Below are 14,421 nucleotides of genomic sequence, written 5' to 3' on the forward strand. Positions count from 1 at the left end.
GTCACAGCTCCACGGCTAGGCGTTGGACCAGTTCCAGGCTGCCCACGATCAGCTCCAACTCGTCGGCGAACTTCTCACCGGCGGCGGTGAACCCGGCGGGCACCAGCGACTCGTGGTGGTCGGCGCTCGCCTCCAGCAGGATGTCGACCGCCTCCTCCAACGCGCCCTGGGCTTCCCGGACGCTGCGGTAGGCGTCCCGGAGGAACTCGCAGCTCTGCTCCAGCGCGACCCTGATCTCGCCTACCGAGGTCACGTCACAGCCTGGAATTGATGCTCTCGGCCTGGGAGATCCCGGCGCCGAGGTGCTTCTGCAGGTCGGTGACGCCGCTGACCACCTCGGCGAACCGGGCGTTCGCCTGCTCCACGTCGGCCTGCACGCTGCCCTGGGTGGCCGTGCTGAGCAGCGCTTGGGCGTCCTCGGCCAGGTCGGCGGCCTGTTGCAGGGCGTTGACGCTCTGGCCCGCCTTCTCGACGGCCGAAGCGATCGCGGCGCGAACCTCTTCGATGCTGGCCATGTCGGATCCCGACCCCTCCTGCGAAACCGGTTGGATTCCTATAGTTGAAAGTAGTACCTAAAGATTCACGATTCACAAGCAAGATCGGCTGACCGGGTGGAGGTGCAAATCCACTCGATCGGGTCAGCGATGATGATCTCAGTTGGGGACCGTCCACACGAATGCCGAGCCCGGTGTCGCTGTCAGTTCCAACGCGGCGATCCCCGTCGGCGGAACCGGAGCGGCTGACCAGCGGGTCGACCCGGATCCGTCGGACCACTCGACGTCCGACCAACCCGAACGGCCCAGCGACGTCACGGCGTCCTGTAGCGCGACCGTGGGCGAATTAGCGCTCGAACCGAGGTCTACGTGCACGCTCAGTAGGTGCCCATGTGGAGCCACCCGGGTGATCTTGCCACTGCGCGCGACCCGGCTCGCTACCGCCCGTGCCTGCCACTCGGCGCCCGCGGACCGGTCGGTGGCGACGTCGACGCGCAACGACAACCACGTGGCCGCCTCCGGCTCGGCCGGGATCACCCGATCGGACACCGGCTCGTCGTCCGGTCGGCCCTGCGGGTCGTGGCCGGGGTCGTCGTGCCCTGGATCGTCGTGCCCTGGATCGTCGTGCCCTGGATCGTCGTGCCCTGGATCGTCGTGCCGCCAGTCGTTCCGCCAGTCGTTCCGCCGGGGGTCGTGCCGGGGGTCGTGCTGCCGCGGGTCGACCTGCTGGGGGCTGTTCCGCTGAGGGCTGTTCCGCTGGGGGCTGTTCCTCTGGGGGTCGCCGCCGGCCCACGCCTCCACCATCAACCGCTCCGCGCCCGGCACCAGGCCGTCGAGCAGCGCCGGGTCCTCCAGCACCGTCCACGCGGTCGGCGGCTCGCAGGCCACCCGCGGTGTCGGGAACTCGTCGCCCAGCCGCCGCACCACCGTGCGCACCGCCCTGGCCAACGCGCCCGCCACGTTCTGCGTCGCGCGCTCGCCGCTGAGCAGGCTGATCGTCACCGACCAGCAGCCGGGTTCCTCGTCGGAGCAGTCGAAGGCCCGCACCACGCGCCCGCCCACCTGGCGCAGCAGTGAGGCGCAGGCGGCGTGCGCCTGCCGCTCGTCGTCGGCCGCCACCACCGCGGTGATCAGCAGCTCCAGGTCTTCTCCCACCATCTCGACCCGAATTGTCCACGACACGCGGGCGACTCGTGAGGGTGCCACTGATGTCACCCATAAGCAGGGACTTGCGCCCACCCCTCGTGATGTCCGCTGATCAGGCCGTTTTCGCCGGTTCAACCCCCGTTCACACGATGCGGTCGGCCACCTCCGGCGGCGCGCCGACCGAGGTAACGATGTGAGCGCATGGCCATCTACGCCTAGGAGGTTCCACCATGCGCAGCATCATCCGATTGGCCGCGGCGAGCGCTCTCGCGTTCCCGATCATCATCGGCGCCGCGGGCATCGCGTCGGCCGACGTGGAGTACGACCAGAACAACGTGTCGGCCACGGCGGACGGCGCCACCGTCCACGAACTGGCGTCCGGCGCGGACGGCTACGGCGGCTCGTACTTCTACGAGCAGTACCAGGCCGCCACGCCGTACGGCGCGGGCTCCTTCACCGTCGTGGCGTGGACGTGGGAGGGCAACGCGGGCTACTACGACGAGTACGCCTGGTCCAGCCCTGAAGGAGCCTGGACCGGCGACACATCGGCCTACGCCGACGACTCGGACTACCACGACCACGACGACGATGACGACGACTACGACGATGACGACGACTACGACGACGATGACGACTCGGGTTACGACGACTGATTCGTGACGGGGGTGGGGTGGCACCGCGTCGGCCACCCCACCCCGTTCGCGTCAGCGCCGCCCGAGCACCCGGTGGACGAAGGCGACGACGTCGGCCAGCACCTCGGCCGAGTTGGTCTCGTTGAACACCTCGTGCCGCGCGCCGCGGTAGACGCGCTCCTCGAACAGCAGGCCGCGCAACCGGTCCGTGCCGGTGCGGGTGTCGGCCAGCGGCACCAGCTCGTCGGCGTCGCCGTGCAGCCACAGCGTCGGCAGGTGCTCCAGCGCCGGCCCGTAGTTGACCTCGTCCAGCGCGCGCTCCAGCGCCTCCAAGGTCTCCCGCCGGTACGGCCCGTGCCACACCAACGGGTCGGACGCGTACCGCTTGCCGACCTCCGGGTCGCGCGAGAGCAGTGCCGGGTCGAGCGGCGCGCGGGTCGCCTCCGCCGAACCCAGCCCGTCCAGCCCCTCCCACGTGCCGAGCACCGGCGCGGACAGCACCAGCGCCGTCAACGGGTGCAGCTGGGCGTACCTGGCCGCGACCAGACCGCCCTCGGCGTGGCCGATCAGCACGGTCGGCAGGTCGGACGCCGCCGAGCTCACCGTGGCGGCGACGTCGGCCACCACGCCGTCGAAGTCGGTGATCAGCGCCCGTTCGCCCGCGGACCGGCCGTGGCCGACGTGGTCGGCCGCCAGCACCAACGCGCCCGCCTCCACCAACGCCTCGGCCACGTGGTCGTATCTGCCGCCGTGCTCGCCGTAGCCGTGCACGACCACGGCGAGCCAGTCGGCGGTCAGGTTGGGCCAGGTGCGGACGGCGAGGTCACCGGCGTGGCCGGGGACGTTGGACTCGATCACCTAGGCAGCGTAGAACGCGCTGATCCTGATCTTCCCGCCGGCGCACACCGGACCGAGGCCCCACGACAGGCTCATCGGCTCGGTCTCGTCCGGCGGGATCGCCGCGGCCCGTGCCGCCTCGGCCTGGCACGGCGCGTCCACCGGTTCGTCACCGGTCGGTACGACGGTCCAGTGCAGGTTCGCCGCCGCCGCGGTGCCGGGCGCGAGGACCAGCGGCGCCGGACCGGGATCGGTGGTGCGCTGGAGGTCGGTCGGCAGCGGGTTGCCCGCCGCGTCGAGCAGTTGCAGGCCGCTGTAGCCGTTGAGCGTGCACGGCGCCGCGCCGTTGTTGGTCACCACGAGCTTGCCGTACCGGTTGCCCGCGCCCGCGTCGCCCGGCTGGACCGCGCCCGCGAGCGCGGCGGCGGTGCAGCGGACCGGGGCGGACGCCTGGCCCGCCGTCGCCGGGGCGGACGACGGCGGCACCGGCGCGGTCCCGGTGGCCGAGGACGAGGGTGGTTCGACCGCGAGGGTCGACTGTTCTGCCGCTTGTCGAGGGCTCCCGCACGCGGTGAGCGCGACCGCGAGGGCGCCGAGCGCCACGAGTCGCCTCATGTCCACCTCCTGGCTCGATGACGAGTCCTTGTCAGGAGGACGTACCCAGCGGCCGTTCGGTTGGGTGTATCGGCGAGAAATTCACCGTATCGGGCGCATCATTGACGGTTCTCGACCCAGCCGCCGTCGAGCACCGGCAGGTCGCCCGCGGCGGCGTTCCACAGGTATGTCCAGCAGACCTGGCCGTCGGGCAGCGCGACCCGCACGCGGCGGTACTCGTCGCCCTCGTACTCGTCCAGCACGGGGAGCGCGTCCTCGGGGCGTTCGAGGCGCAGCACGTGCCCCGGCACGCCGTGGCCGGTACCGCCGCGGGAACCGTCGTCGGGGCGCAGCGCCGGGTAGCCGCGGCCGGTGTCGTGCAGGGTGCCGGGCAGCAACGCGGGCACCGGCTCGCCGACGACGAACGGCGCCACGAGGCGCCAGGCCGCCATCCCGGGCTGGAGCGTGCCGTAGGCGAAGAGGCGGTCGGGCCAGTCGTCCGGCGACGGGTCGCCGTGCACCGGCGTCACGTCCAGGCCGTCGCCGTCGGCGGGCCGTCCGCCGAGCCGCCGCGCGCCGCGCTGGTCGACGTCGGCACAGCGCACCGGCCTGCCGTTGACCAGCAGGGGCATCCGCCGGATGCCGGCGCCGGTGTAGGCGAGCACGGAGTCGACCACGCCGCCGTTGAACAACGTCACCCGTCCGGTGTGCACGCGCACCAACCGGTACCGCAGGCCGCGGCCCTCGCAGCGGTCGAGCACCCGCAGCTGCTCCGCGGTGGCGAACCACACCGCGTGCTCCTCCTCGACGCCCGGCGCCGCGGCCAGGGTCGCCGGGCGCTGGCCGTCGGTCTTGCGCAACCCCGCGGCCCAGACGGCGGCCAGGCCGTCGCACCGGGCGCGCAGCACCACCGCCGGGCCGGTCAGGCCGAGTTCCTCGCGCAGCCACGTCACCTTGGCGGGGTTGGCGTTGGAGCCGTACGCCAGCACCGGCATCCGGCCCGAGAGCGGCGGCTCGCCGTGCTCGGCGAGCCAATCGTCCAGGTCCCGCCCGTCCGGCGCGACCCGCCACCCGGAGTCGGCGCCGGGGTCCGGCGTGACCGGCCAGCCCGCACCGTCGAGGTGCACGAAGCAGTGCCCCGGCCGAGCTCCCGGATAGGGCTCGGCCGGGTGACTGTCGTCCGTGAAGGGCTGCGTCATGCCTCCCATTCTGGCAAACCTCACCGAGAATTCACCCGGCGTTGGGTTCTGCGGGCCGGAATAGATCGGACCTCTTCGGCTCGGTCGTGCGGGAACGGGCTTCACCGCACTACATCAGGCGGAACAGGTCGGAGGTGTTGACGTGACGTGTCACACGTTCTCGGCACGTCGCGCGTCGTACTCCTCTTGTGCCGCCACGAAGTTGGGCAGGTTCGCCTCGATCCAGCCGAACAGGTCGCGGATCTGCTTCGCCGCATGGGTGCCCAGCGGCGTGAGGGAGTAGTCCACCCGCGGCGGGATCACCGGGTGCACCTCCCGGCGCACCAACCCGTCCCGCTCCAGCGCCTGCAACGTCTGGGCCAGCATCTTCTCGCTCACCCCGGCCACCGACCGGCGCAGCTCGCCGAACCGCCGCGTGCCGTCGAGGAGCTTGGCGAGCACGAGGCTGCCCCAGTGGCCGGTGGCGTGGTTGGCGATCGTGCGGGACGGGCAGTCGCGGTTGTATACGTCACCTCGCGGCTCCATGGCACGCACCCTACCTGGATGCTTTCCCGAACGTAAGTACCTGACAAACGGGTAGGTACTTACGAATAGTTAGCAGCCGACCTAGCGTTCGCCGCATGACGACCTTGATCACCGGCGCGACCGGCCACCTCGGCTCCCTGATCCTCAAGCACGCCCTCACCCGCCTCCCCGCCGATCGGCTCGCGGTGTCCGTGCGCGACCCGAAGAAGGCCGAGGGCCTCGGCGTCGAGGTCCGGCCGGGCGACTTCGACGGCCCGCTCGCCGCCACGTTCGCCGGTGTGGAGACGCTGCTGCTGGTGTCGGTGGACGGGCCGGACGAGATCCGGATCGGACGGCACCTGAACGCCGTGCGCGCGGCGGCGGACGCGGGTGTGCGGCACATCGTCTACACGTCGGTCACCGACGCGGACACCTCGCCGCTCGAACTGGCCAAGGTGCACAAGGCGACCGAAGAGGCGATCCGCGCCACCGGCATCCCGTTCACCTTCCTGCGCAACGCGATGTACCACGAGAACTACCTCCCGCAGGGGCCCGGCCCGATCGTCACCGCCGCGGGCGACGGGCGCATCGCCAGCGCGTCCCGCGAGGACCTGGCGCTGGCCGCCGCCGTCGTGCTGAGCACGGCCGGCCACGAGAACGCGGTCTACGAGCTCACCGGCCCGCGGGCGTGGAGCTTCGACGAGCTGGCCGCGCTCGTGGGCGAGACGCACCGGCCGGTGAGCCGGGACGAGCGCGTCACCGGCCTGAAGGGCTTCGGCCTGCCGGACTTCCTGGCCGAGCTGCTCGCCGACATCGAGGTCAACATCGGCCGCGGCGCACTCGCCGAGGTCCGCCCGGACCTGGAGAAGCTGATCGGCCGCGCGCCCACCACGATCGAGGACGCCGTGCGCGGCTAGCCACCCGCGAGCAGCACCGGCGGTCGACCGCGGCGGGCGGTGCCGGGTCGGCGGTTCGCGGCTGGCCGCCCGCGAGCGGTGCCGGGTGGGCGGTTCGCGATCGGCCGCCCGGGAGTAGCGCCGGCGGTTGACCCTGGCGGACGGCGCCGGGTCGGCTGCTCGCGGTCAGCCGCTCGCGAGCAGTGCCGCGTCGATCTCCTGGTGCGCCTCGGGGTGCTCCTCCCACCACCTCGCGTAGACCGGGTTGCGGGGGAGCACCGCGCGGTAGGCCCTGGCCGCGGCGGCGAAGACGTCGTGGGCCCGCCCGGCGGCGGGCCCCTCGCGGCGGGTCGCCAGCATCAGGTCGACCATCAGCGGCGCGCCGCGCAGCGGGCGGATCACGATGCCGTCGCCGCCGCGGGACTGGGGCAGCGCGAACGACACCGCGCCGTTGGCCACCAGGCTGCGCGCGGTGCTGGCCTCGTTCACGTGGTGGCTGAACCGGGGCGTGAACCCGGCCTCCGCGCACGCGGTGAAGATCTGCAAGCGGTTGCCGACGATCTCGTCCGGCGGCGAGACCCAGTCCCGGTCGGCCAGCTGGGCGAGGTCCACCTCGTCCTGCGCGACCAGCGGATCGGTCTCGGGCAGCGCCACGAACTGCGGCTCGCTCACCAGCCGCCGCATCTCCAGCCCGCGCAGCTCCCGCCGTTCCAGCCCTTCGAACCGGTCCAGCACACCCAGCTGCACCTGCCCGGACACCAGCATCTCCAGCAGGTCCGACGCGCCGGGCATGATCTCGGTGCGGACCTCCGAACACGGGATCACCCGCCGCAGCTCCTGCACGAAGTGCCCGAAGAACAACGTGGGCACGCCGCCGACGAGCAACGGCCCCGGCGTGCGGTCCCGGGTCCGCTCACGGGCCAGCGACACCAGCTGCTCGACCTCGTCGAGCACCAGCCGGGCCGTGCCGACGACCTGTTTGCCGAGGTCGGTCGGCACGGAACCGCCGGGGGTCCGGTCGAACAGCCGGCCGCCGACGATGCGCTCGACGGTCCGCAGCTGGGCGCTCATCGCGGGTTGCGTGAGCCCCAGGCGTGAGGCGGCCTTCGTGAGGCTGCCTTCTTCGGCTATCGCGCACACCGCGCGCAGGTGGCGTAGCTCAAGCTCGGGCATAACGCTCTTCTATCCCCCTTTCGTATGAGCCGCCAGCCCTGGCGCCCGCCATAGTTGGCCCGAGTCCCGGAGGAGAGCCATGGCAGTCCCGTCCCGCACCACGTACCCACACGACGTGGTCGAGCGACCCCGGCACACCGTTTACGCGGGCAGAAGTGCCTGCGGCGCAAGGGAACAGGGACGAGCCGAGAGGGTGTGAGGCGGACGTCCCCACCCCGTTCGGGGCCGCCGGTCGTCATTGCGGAGTGAGCGACCGGCGGTCCCGTCGCGTTCTCGGTACTTTCGAGCCATGTCAGTCCAGGACAGCCCAGTCGACTGGGTGAACGAGCACATCCGCAAGTACGTCGAGTCGAACGGCGCGGACGGGCACGAGTGGCAGCCGGGCGTGTTCACGCTCCTGCTGACCACGATCGGCCGGAAGTCCGGGCAGCCGCGCCGCACCGCGTTGATCTACCAGCCCTACGGCGACGCGTACGTGGTCGTCGCCTCGTACGGCGGCGCGCCCGAGCACCCCGCCTGGTACCGCAACCTCGCCGCGCGCAACGAGGCCGAGGTGCAGGTGGGACCCGACGTGTTCCCCGCGAAGGCGCGCACGGCGACCGGTGACGAGCGGGCCGAGCTGTGGCGGCTGATGACCGAGGTGTGGCCGGACTACGACGAGTACACCAAGAAGACCGACCGCGAGATCCCGGTGGTGGTGCTGGAACGCGTCCAGTCCTGAGCGGACGCCTGGCGCCTGACGCTCCTCGACGCCGGGGCGGCGGAACGCCTGAACGCCTGGACGCCGTCAGCCCGCGGTCGTGATCGGCACCGCCGCGCCGGTCACGGTCACCCGCGGGTCGTCGGGCGAGACCTCGATCTCCAGCAGGCTGGGACGACCCATGTCCACGCCCTGGTGGATGGTGATCGACCTCGGCTCCGCGACCTTCCCGACGGCGCGCAGGTAACCGCCGAACGCCGCCGCGGCGGAGCCGGTCGCCGGGTCCTCCACCACCCCACCGACCGGGAACGGGTCACGCGCGTCGAAGACGTCCTCGTCCCGCTGGTGCACCAGCTGCGCGGTCACCGCGTCGTTGGCGCGCAACAGGTCCGCGAGCGCGTCGAAGTCGTAGTCCAACGACGCCAACCGCTCCCGCGTGCGCACGGCCAGCACGAGGTGCCGCGAGCCGCCGAACGCCCAGTGCGCCGGGTAGCGCGGGTCGAGGTCGTCGGCGGACCACCCCAGCGCCCGCAGCGCGGCCGCCACGTCGGCGTCCGGCGCGGGCGTGGCCGAGGTGGGCACGCTGGTCAGGCTCGCCGTGCCGGGCGTCGCGGCCACCTCGACCAGCCCGGCCCTGGTGTGGAACCGCAGCGTGCCCGTGCGCCCCAGCGCGACGGCCGCGGCCACGGTCGCGTGACCGCAGAACGGCACCTCCACCAGCGGGCTGAAGTACCGCACGTCGAACTCGTCGCGGTCGGACCGGGGGAAGAGGAACGCGGTCTCGGAGTAGCCGACCTCGGCGGCGATCTCCAGCATCCGGGACTCGGACGACCCGGTAGCGTCGAGCACGACACCGGCCGGGTTGCCGCCGGCGGGGTCGGTGGTGAAAGCGGTGTAGCGGAGCACTGCGGGTTCCTGCGCTTCGGTCATGACGACAGCGTCCCCCACCGGCCGACATCGAGTCCAACGATTCCCTGTGATGTGGCCGATCGGTATTGTCGATGCGGTGGACACCCGCCTCCTGCGCACCCTCCTGGTGCTCGCGCGCACGGGCAGCTTCACCGCCACAGCGGCGGAGCTGCACCTCGTGCAGTCGACGGTGACGAGCCAGGTCAAAGCCCTGGAACGGCACCTCGGCGCCCGCCTGTTCGACCGGCTGCCCAGCGGCGCCCGGCTGACCGAGGCGGGTCGGCAGGCGGTCGAGCACGCGCGCGAGGTGCTGACCTCCGAGCAACGCCTGCGCGACGCGGTGCGCGGCAGCACCGCGGTGGAGGGCGACGTGCGGATAGCCGCACCGGAATCGGTCTGCGCCTACCGCCTGCCGCAGCGGATCGCGGACGTGGCCATGCGCTGGCCCGGCATCTCCGTGCACCTCTCGCCCGCGGGCACCCGGCAGGCGCTCGCCGGTGTCCGCAACGGCACCCTGGACCTGGCGCTGGTGCTGGAGGACGCGCTGGTCGCGCCCGGCCTGAAGGTGACCGCCATCGGCGTGGAGCCGATCGAACTGGTGTCCGCGCCCGGCGTGGTGCTGGAGGAGCGGTACTTCCTGCTGGAGGAGGGCTGCTCCTACAGCGACCGGTTCGTGCGCGAACTGGCCGCGACGCCGAGCATCACCCGGTTCGGCAGCATCGAGGCCGTGCGGTCGTGCGTGGTGGCCGGTCTGGGCTGGACCGTGCTGCCGCGGGTGGCCGTCGCCGAGCAGTTGGACGCGGGCACGCTGCAGCGCGTGCGCGAACTGCCCGACAGCACGTTGTTCCTGGTCACGGACCCGCGCCGGACGCCTTCCGCGGCCGTGCGGGCGGTCTCGGCGGCGCTGAACTGACCGCACCCGGCGGCCGGGTGTCACCCGTCCAGCCGGGTCAACATCCCCTCGCAGCTGCGCACGACCACGGCCGCGGCCCGCCGCTGCCCGTGGTCCAGCGCCGGGTCCACGGCGTGGTCGCGCCACCGGCCCAGGGTGTCCAGCACGGCGTGCCGCAGCTCGCCCCCGGTCGGCTCGTAGTCCATGCCCAGCCGCACCACCGGGTCCGTGCCCAGGCCGCCGACCAGCCGGGAGGCCTCGGCGTCCAGGTCGCCGGGCAACCGGGTGCGCCCGCCCTGCAACGCGGCCAGCAGCCGCAGCTCCCGGAAGTCGTGCGCGGAGGCCAGGATCCGCTCCACCGACGCGGCCAGGGCCACCGAACCGGGCCGCGGCTCGGCGCGCAGCACCACGTCCAGCCCCAGCAGGGCGGCGCGCGCCTTGAGCACCTCCTTGCGCTCGGTGAAGTAGACGCCGATCGAGTCGCGCAGCTCGCCCAGACCGCTGCGCTGCACCAGCTGACCGGTCAGCTTCACCTGCGTGTCGAAGCCCTGGCGGATCAACGTGGTGGTCAGCCGCACGCCGAAGATGCCGAACCGGTCGACCAGACCGCGGCGCACCGCCGGGTCGAGCCGGACCGGGAAGTCCTCGCCCACGAACCGGTCCGCGGACAGCAGGTGGTCCTCCAACTCGGTGCGCGCCAACGACGCCAGGGCGGCCAGCGCGGCGAACTCCTCCGGCCGCACCGTGCGCGCGGCCACTGCGAGCAACCCGGCCACCGCGACCACGTTCTGGCACAACGGGGTCACGGTCGCCTCGCGCCGGTAGCGGCGGGCGATCTGCTTGGCCGAGGACAGCGCGTCGATCCGGCCGCCGCCGATCTCGTCGGCCCGCGACAGCACCAGCACGGTGTTCACCGGCGCGACCCGCGCCACCGGGTGGTCGTGCGCGGTCTGCAGGAACCGCACGTCGGTGGTGTGCATGTGCCTGGTCAGGTACAGCACCGCGTCGGCCTCGCCGTAGACCTGCTCGACCGGCGCGGTCCCCGGCGTGTCGATCAGGACGAGGTCGCGCAACGACCGGGACGGCCACTGCACCACCACGCGCTCGGCGTCCGGCGCGTCCACGAACGCCTTGCCGTCGCGGCGCAGCACCGGCACCTCGTACTGGCCGACGTGCGCGGTGGGCCGCGGCCCGTCCTGGTACCAGGTGGTCGCGCCGGTGGGCTCGAACTCCTCGCCGATGAGCGCGCTGACCACGGTCGACTTGCCCGACCGCGACCCGCCCGCCACGGCCACCCGCACCGGCTCGCCGAACCGCGCCTGGTGCCCGCGCAGCCACCCGACCGCGCGCGGGCTGTCCCGGTAGACCTCCAGGGCGTCGTCGAGCAGCGCCCAGACCTCGTCCTGCACCGCGCCGGGCCGCGTGCCGCCCGGTGCCACCTCGCCCGGGAACATCAGGCGCTGATCCCCAACGGCGGCGTCTGACCACCGGCGAGCGCCTGGACCCGCTGGTACAGGGCGACCAGGTCGTCCAGCTCGCGCTTGGCGTCCCGGTTGCGGCGCTCCCGCTCGGTGTTGTCGTCCTGGACCGCGCGGCGGGCGCTGCGGGCCGATTCGAGCAGCGTCTCCTGCAACTCCTCGGCCAGCGTGGAGAAGTGGTTGCGCAGGCTGCGCTGGATGTGCCGGGCCGCGTCGCGGCAGTCCTTGCCGAACTTGAGGAAGAAGTCGTCCACGTGCCGTGCCGCGGCGGCCTTGGCGGCGGCCTGCCTGCGGCGCAACCGCTGATCGCTCTCGTCGATGATCGACTTGCCGCCGAACAGCGCGCCCGCGCCCAGCGAGATCGCGTTGATCAGCGGCATCCCGGCGAGGCTGGTGGCCAGACCGAACATCAGCACGCCGCCGTAGGAGCCCTTCAGGCCGGTGAACGCCTTCTGCATCAGGCCGAACTTCTCGATCAGCGGTTTGTCCATCGGCGCGACCCGGTCCAGCACGTCGTCCGGGAAGATCGACTCGGGCAGCAGGTCGTCGCGGACGACCGGGAAGCTCTTGGCGACCTTCTCCGCCACCCACTCCGAGCGGTCGAGCAGCCAGGCGAAGTTCGTCGTGGCGGCCTCGGTGAGGTTGTCCTCCAGCCAGGCCTCGAACCGGTCCCACCCCAGCGCCGGGTCCGCGGTCTCGAACGTCCTGTCCACCTCGCGGATGATCTTGCGGGTGCGGTCGCGCAGGTCGTACTCGATGTCGGAGACCAGGTCGGCCATCTCGTCGGCCAGCACGGTCTGCCAGCGCGCGGACCGGCGGCGCAGCTCGTCGATGCGGCGCTGGGCCTCGTTGAGCGCGGCGATGGTCTTCTCCGGGCCGCGGGCGGCGCGGGCGTCGAGCTCCTCGCGCACCGGCGCGACCAGCTGCTTGATCGCCGACGCCGCGGTGACCGCGACCGTGCGGCGGGCCAGCACGTCGGCCGCGGCCAGGATGTCCTTCTGCACGCAGGTCAGCAGTTCGGGGAAGCCGGACTCGGCGTTGAGCGCCTTGTCGCCGGTCTTGGCCGCGCGCAGGCGCAGCGCGGCGGACACCGGGATCAGCTTCGCGGTCACGCCCGCGCGGGCCAGGTGCGCCCGGTTGCGCTCGACCACCCGCCGCCACTGCGCCGCGATGTCGATCTTCGTGAGGACCACGATCACGTTCGGGCAGGACGTCATCACCTGCTTGAGCAGCTCCAGTTCCGACCGGGTGAGCTCGGCCGTCGCGTCGGAGACCATGAGCACCGCGTCGGCCTGGAGCAGCGCGGTGAACGTGCTCGCGGTGTGCGCGGGCCGCAGGTCGCCGACGCCCGGCGTGTCGATCAGCACCAGGCCCGAGTCCAGCAGCGCGCGCGGGATGCCGACCTCGGCGCGCACGAGGTCGCCGCCGTGGTGCTGGTTGGCGCTCACCTGGCTGGCGAGCTGGTCGATCGGCACCGGGATGCGTTCGGTGGGGGTGTTCGCGATCGTCGCGCCGCGCACGAGCGCGGCCGACGGCGTCTCCGCGTGCTGCACGAAAGTGGGAACGGTGGTCGTGACGTCGTCACCCACCGCGCACACCGGGGCGTTCACCATCGCGTTGACGAGCTGGCTCTTGCCCTGCTTGGGCTCGCCGATCACGAGCACCCTGAGCTTGGGGTCCAGCTGGCGGGAGCGCTTGTCGCGCAACCGTTCGGCCAGGTCGGGCCGGTTGTGCGCAGCGCAAGCCCTGATCGTGTCGTCGAGCACGTCGAGCCAAGGCGCGGACATCACCCGGCAGAGTGTGCCGGTAAAACCCGTCCGGGTGAAAGTCCGGACACGAGGGAGGGCCGGTCCTGTCGAGTGGACAGGACCGGCCCTCCGGTGGCGGATCAGTCTCAGAAGAGCAGGTCGTCCACGCCGAGCGAGTCGACGACCGGGAGGTCCAGACCGTCGACGGCGCCGGTGACGTTGCTCACCACGCCGCCCACGCCGGCGGTGTCCGCGACGCCCGCGACCGTGTCGGTCACGCCGGACAGGGGAGCGGCGCCGTGGGTGTCGAAGTCGGCCGAGCCGTGCGCGGAGCCGGCGACGCCCAGCGCGTCCCCGAGGCCGCCCAGGTCGCCGACGCCGCCCAGGCCGTCCACGGCGGGCAGGTTGCCGGTGAGGCCACCGGTCACGTCGCCGAGCACGCCGGTCAGCGTGTCGACCGTGCCGAACGCGGTGCTGGTCAGGCTGTCCACGTCCGCCACCGAACCGGTGACCCCACCCGCGGTTGCGACGGCACCGTCCAGCGTGCCGGTCGCCGTGCCGGTCAGGCCCTCGACCGGACCGGTAGCGGTGGCCAACGTGCCGTCCAGGGTGTCGGTCACGTCACCCACCGCGGAGAAGTCGCCCTCGACCGACAGCGTCGCCGAGGCGGCGCCGTCGAGCAGGTCCCAGCTCGACACGCCGCCGAAGACCGACAGGCCGTCGGCGTCCGCGCTCAGCGTGCCCGCCACCGCCGCCTTGACGTCGCCGGCGCCGGTGGCACCCGACACGGCGAGCTGGTCGGTGACGGCCTTGAGCCGGAAGATCGCGCCGGCCTGACCGGCGTCGACCAGGTCGAGCGGCAGGTCCTCGACCAGCGAGCCGTCGAGAGCGGGCAGGCTCCCGGTCGGCACGTAGTCGAGCACCAGCGGGATGACTTCCTGCACGTCCAGGGCGCTGATGTCGCTCAGGCCCGCTGCGGCCAGGGTGCCCTCGGCGTCGGCCTGGAAGTCGGCCAACGCGGTGGGGTCGCTGAGCAGGTCGAGGACGAAGTCGTGCAGCGTGTTGGGGCTGGAGCCCATGATGGATGTCTCCTGGTCAAGTAGGACGCGGGTAGCCGGCCCGGCAGGGGTGTGGTCCGGCCTGGTGATCAACGTATGGGCGGGGGGATCACCAGCCATCGGGGATTACTCCCAGTAGATACCGCAACCACTATGGGGTG

16 protein-coding genes are annotated in these 14,421 nt (G+C 72.4%); 4 read left to right on the forward strand and 12 right to left on the reverse strand.

Annotated features, from left to right (window positions below; translation table 11 throughout):
* Nucleotide 1 precedes the first annotated feature (1 nt).
* From AB0K14_RS04310 to AB0K14_RS04320, 3 genes are all read right to left on the reverse strand, one after another.
* Complete coding sequence (locus AB0K14_RS04310; RefSeq protein ID WP_360458083.1) at nucleotides 2–253, reverse strand: hypothetical protein; 252 nt, start codon at nucleotides 251–253, stop codon at nucleotides 2–4.
* Between the two features lies 1 nt (nucleotide 254).
* Complete coding sequence (locus AB0K14_RS04315) at nucleotides 255–515, reverse strand: hypothetical protein (protein WP_360458080.1); 261 nt, start codon at nucleotides 513–515, stop codon at nucleotides 255–257.
* Between the two features lie 138 nt (nucleotides 516–653).
* On the reverse strand, nucleotides 654–1,652 hold the full coding sequence (locus AB0K14_RS04320; RefSeq protein WP_360458077.1) for a hypothetical protein: 999 nt from the start codon (nucleotides 1,650–1,652) through the stop codon (nucleotides 654–656).
* A gap of 218 nt (nucleotides 1,653–1,870) precedes the next feature.
* Between AB0K14_RS04320 and AB0K14_RS04325 the strand changes: the two genes are divergently transcribed.
* A complete protein-coding gene (locus AB0K14_RS04325) occupies nucleotides 1,871–2,293 on the forward strand; it encodes a hypothetical protein (protein ID WP_360458074.1) in 423 nt (140 codons plus the stop codon).
* 51 nt (nucleotides 2,294–2,344) lie between these two features.
* Here the strand turns inward: AB0K14_RS04325 and AB0K14_RS04330 are convergent, their stop codons facing one another.
* The 4 genes from AB0K14_RS04330 to AB0K14_RS04345 form a co-directional block, all read right to left on the reverse strand.
* Complete coding sequence (locus tag AB0K14_RS04330) at nucleotides 2,345–3,130, reverse strand: alpha/beta fold hydrolase (protein WP_360458071.1); 786 nt, start codon at nucleotides 3,128–3,130, stop codon at nucleotides 2,345–2,347.
* Nucleotides 3,131–3,724 carry a DUF4232 domain-containing protein gene (locus tag AB0K14_RS04335; RefSeq protein WP_360458068.1) on the reverse strand — a complete coding sequence of 198 codons (594 nt, stop codon included), beginning with the start codon at nucleotides 3,722–3,724 and terminating at the stop codon, nucleotides 3,131–3,133.
* Nucleotides 3,725–3,822: 98 nt separating this feature from the next.
* The gene (locus AB0K14_RS04340) at nucleotides 3,823–4,902 is read right to left on the reverse strand and encodes a gamma-glutamylcyclotransferase (protein ID WP_360458065.1); all 1,080 of its coding nucleotides are present in this window, start codon (nucleotides 4,900–4,902) and stop codon (nucleotides 3,823–3,825) included.
* 150 nt (nucleotides 4,903–5,052) lie between these two features.
* On the reverse strand, nucleotides 5,053–5,427 hold the full coding sequence (locus tag AB0K14_RS04345; RefSeq protein ID WP_360458062.1) for a helix-turn-helix domain-containing protein: 375 nt from the start codon (nucleotides 5,425–5,427) through the stop codon (nucleotides 5,053–5,055).
* 95 nt (nucleotides 5,428–5,522) lie between these two features.
* On the opposite strand from AB0K14_RS04345, the gene AB0K14_RS04350 reads away from it, so the two are divergent.
* Nucleotides 5,523–6,323 carry an SDR family oxidoreductase gene (locus AB0K14_RS04350; RefSeq protein WP_360458059.1) on the forward strand — a complete coding sequence of 267 codons (801 nt, stop codon included), beginning with the start codon at nucleotides 5,523–5,525 and terminating at the stop codon, nucleotides 6,321–6,323.
* A gap of 165 nt (nucleotides 6,324–6,488) precedes the next feature.
* On the opposite strand, the gene AB0K14_RS04355 is transcribed toward AB0K14_RS04350, so the two are convergent.
* Nucleotides 6,489–7,475, reverse strand: a complete 987-nt coding sequence (locus AB0K14_RS04355; RefSeq protein WP_360458056.1) for a LysR family transcriptional regulator — start codon at nucleotides 7,473–7,475, stop codon at nucleotides 6,489–6,491.
* A gap of 289 nt (nucleotides 7,476–7,764) precedes the next feature.
* On the opposite strand from AB0K14_RS04355, the gene AB0K14_RS04360 reads away from it, so the two are divergent.
* Nucleotides 7,765–8,196 carry a nitroreductase family deazaflavin-dependent oxidoreductase gene (locus tag AB0K14_RS04360; RefSeq protein ID WP_360458053.1) on the forward strand — a complete coding sequence of 144 codons (432 nt, stop codon included), beginning with the start codon at nucleotides 7,765–7,767 and terminating at the stop codon, nucleotides 8,194–8,196.
* A 66-nt stretch (nucleotides 8,197–8,262) separates the two neighbouring features.
* Here AB0K14_RS04360 and AB0K14_RS04365 read toward each other — a convergent pair whose 3' ends face one another.
* The gene (locus tag AB0K14_RS04365) at nucleotides 8,263–9,105 is read right to left on the reverse strand and encodes a PhzF family phenazine biosynthesis isomerase (protein WP_360458050.1); all 843 of its coding nucleotides are present in this window, start codon (nucleotides 9,103–9,105) and stop codon (nucleotides 8,263–8,265) included.
* Between the two features lie 76 nt (nucleotides 9,106–9,181).
* Here AB0K14_RS04365 and AB0K14_RS04370 point away from each other — a divergent pair, with 76 nt between their 5' ends.
* Nucleotides 9,182–9,997: a LysR family transcriptional regulator gene (locus tag AB0K14_RS04370; protein ID WP_360458047.1), complete on the forward strand. Its 816-nt coding sequence runs from the start codon at nucleotides 9,182–9,184 to the stop codon at nucleotides 9,995–9,997.
* Between the two features lie 20 nt (nucleotides 9,998–10,017).
* Here the strand turns inward: AB0K14_RS04370 and AB0K14_RS04375 are convergent, their stop codons facing one another.
* The 3 genes from AB0K14_RS04375 to AB0K14_RS04385 form a co-directional block, all read right to left on the reverse strand.
* A complete protein-coding gene (locus AB0K14_RS04375; protein ID WP_360458044.1) occupies nucleotides 10,018–11,430 on the reverse strand; it encodes a hypothetical protein in 1,413 nt (470 codons plus the stop codon).
* A complete protein-coding gene (locus tag AB0K14_RS04380) occupies nucleotides 11,430–13,241 on the reverse strand; it encodes a dynamin family protein (RefSeq protein WP_360458041.1) in 1,812 nt (603 codons plus the stop codon). The genes AB0K14_RS04375 and AB0K14_RS04380 overlap by 1 nt, the downstream gene beginning before the upstream one ends.
* 107 nt (nucleotides 13,242–13,348) lie before the next feature.
* On the reverse strand, nucleotides 13,349–14,281 hold the full coding sequence (locus tag AB0K14_RS04385) for an IniB N-terminal domain-containing protein (protein ID WP_360458038.1): 933 nt from the start codon (nucleotides 14,279–14,281) through the stop codon (nucleotides 13,349–13,351).
* Nucleotides 14,282–14,421 lie beyond the last annotated feature (140 nt).

Origin of the sequence: Actinosynnema sp. NPDC050801 (assembly GCF_040673975.1) — a bacterium.
In the GTDB taxonomy this organism is placed as follows: Bacteria; Actinomycetota; Actinomycetes; order Mycobacteriales; family Pseudonocardiaceae; genus Actinosynnema.

What these genes read in the sequence shown, in the direction of transcription:
- AB0K14_RS04315 (WP_360458080.1), bottom strand. Translation starts at nt 515, where the DNA reads ATGGCCAGCATCGAAGAGGTTCGCGCCGCGATCGCTTCGGCCGTCGAG.
- AB0K14_RS04320 (WP_360458077.1), bottom strand. Translation starts at nt 1,652, where the DNA reads ATGGTGGGAGAAGACCTGGAGCTGCTGATCACCGCGGTGGTGGCGGCC.
- AB0K14_RS04325 (WP_360458074.1), top strand. Translation starts at nt 1,871, where the DNA reads ATGCGCAGCATCATCCGATTGGCCGCGGCGAGCGCTCTCGCGTTCCCG.
- AB0K14_RS04335 (WP_360458068.1), bottom strand. Translation starts at nt 3,724, where the DNA reads ATGAGGCGACTCGTGGCGCTCGGCGCCCTCGCGGTCGCGCTCACCGCG.
- AB0K14_RS04340 (WP_360458065.1), bottom strand. Translation starts at nt 4,902, where the DNA reads ATGACGCAGCCCTTCACGGACGACAGTCACCCGGCCGAGCCCTATCCG.
- AB0K14_RS04345 (WP_360458062.1), bottom strand. Translation starts at nt 5,427, where the DNA reads ATGGAGCCGCGAGGTGACGTATACAACCGCGACTGCCCGTCCCGCACG.
- AB0K14_RS04350 (WP_360458059.1), top strand. Translation starts at nt 5,523, where the DNA reads ATGACGACCTTGATCACCGGCGCGACCGGCCACCTCGGCTCCCTGATC.
- AB0K14_RS04355 (WP_360458056.1), bottom strand. Translation starts at nt 7,475, where the DNA reads ATGCCCGAGCTTGAGCTACGCCACCTGCGCGCGGTGTGCGCGATAGCC.
- AB0K14_RS04360 (WP_360458053.1), top strand. Translation starts at nt 7,765, where the DNA reads ATGTCAGTCCAGGACAGCCCAGTCGACTGGGTGAACGAGCACATCCGC.
- AB0K14_RS04365 (WP_360458050.1), bottom strand. Translation starts at nt 9,105, where the DNA reads ATGACCGAAGCGCAGGAACCCGCAGTGCTCCGCTACACCGCTTTCACC.
- AB0K14_RS04375 (WP_360458044.1), bottom strand. Translation starts at nt 11,430, where the DNA reads ATGTTCCCGGGCGAGGTGGCACCGGGCGGCACGCGGCCCGGCGCGGTG.
- AB0K14_RS04380 (WP_360458041.1), bottom strand. Translation starts at nt 13,241, where the DNA reads ATGTCCGCGCCTTGGCTCGACGTGCTCGACGACACGATCAGGGCTTGC.
- AB0K14_RS04385 (WP_360458038.1), bottom strand. Translation starts at nt 14,281, where the DNA reads ATGGGCTCCAGCCCCAACACGCTGCACGACTTCGTCCTCGACCTGCTC.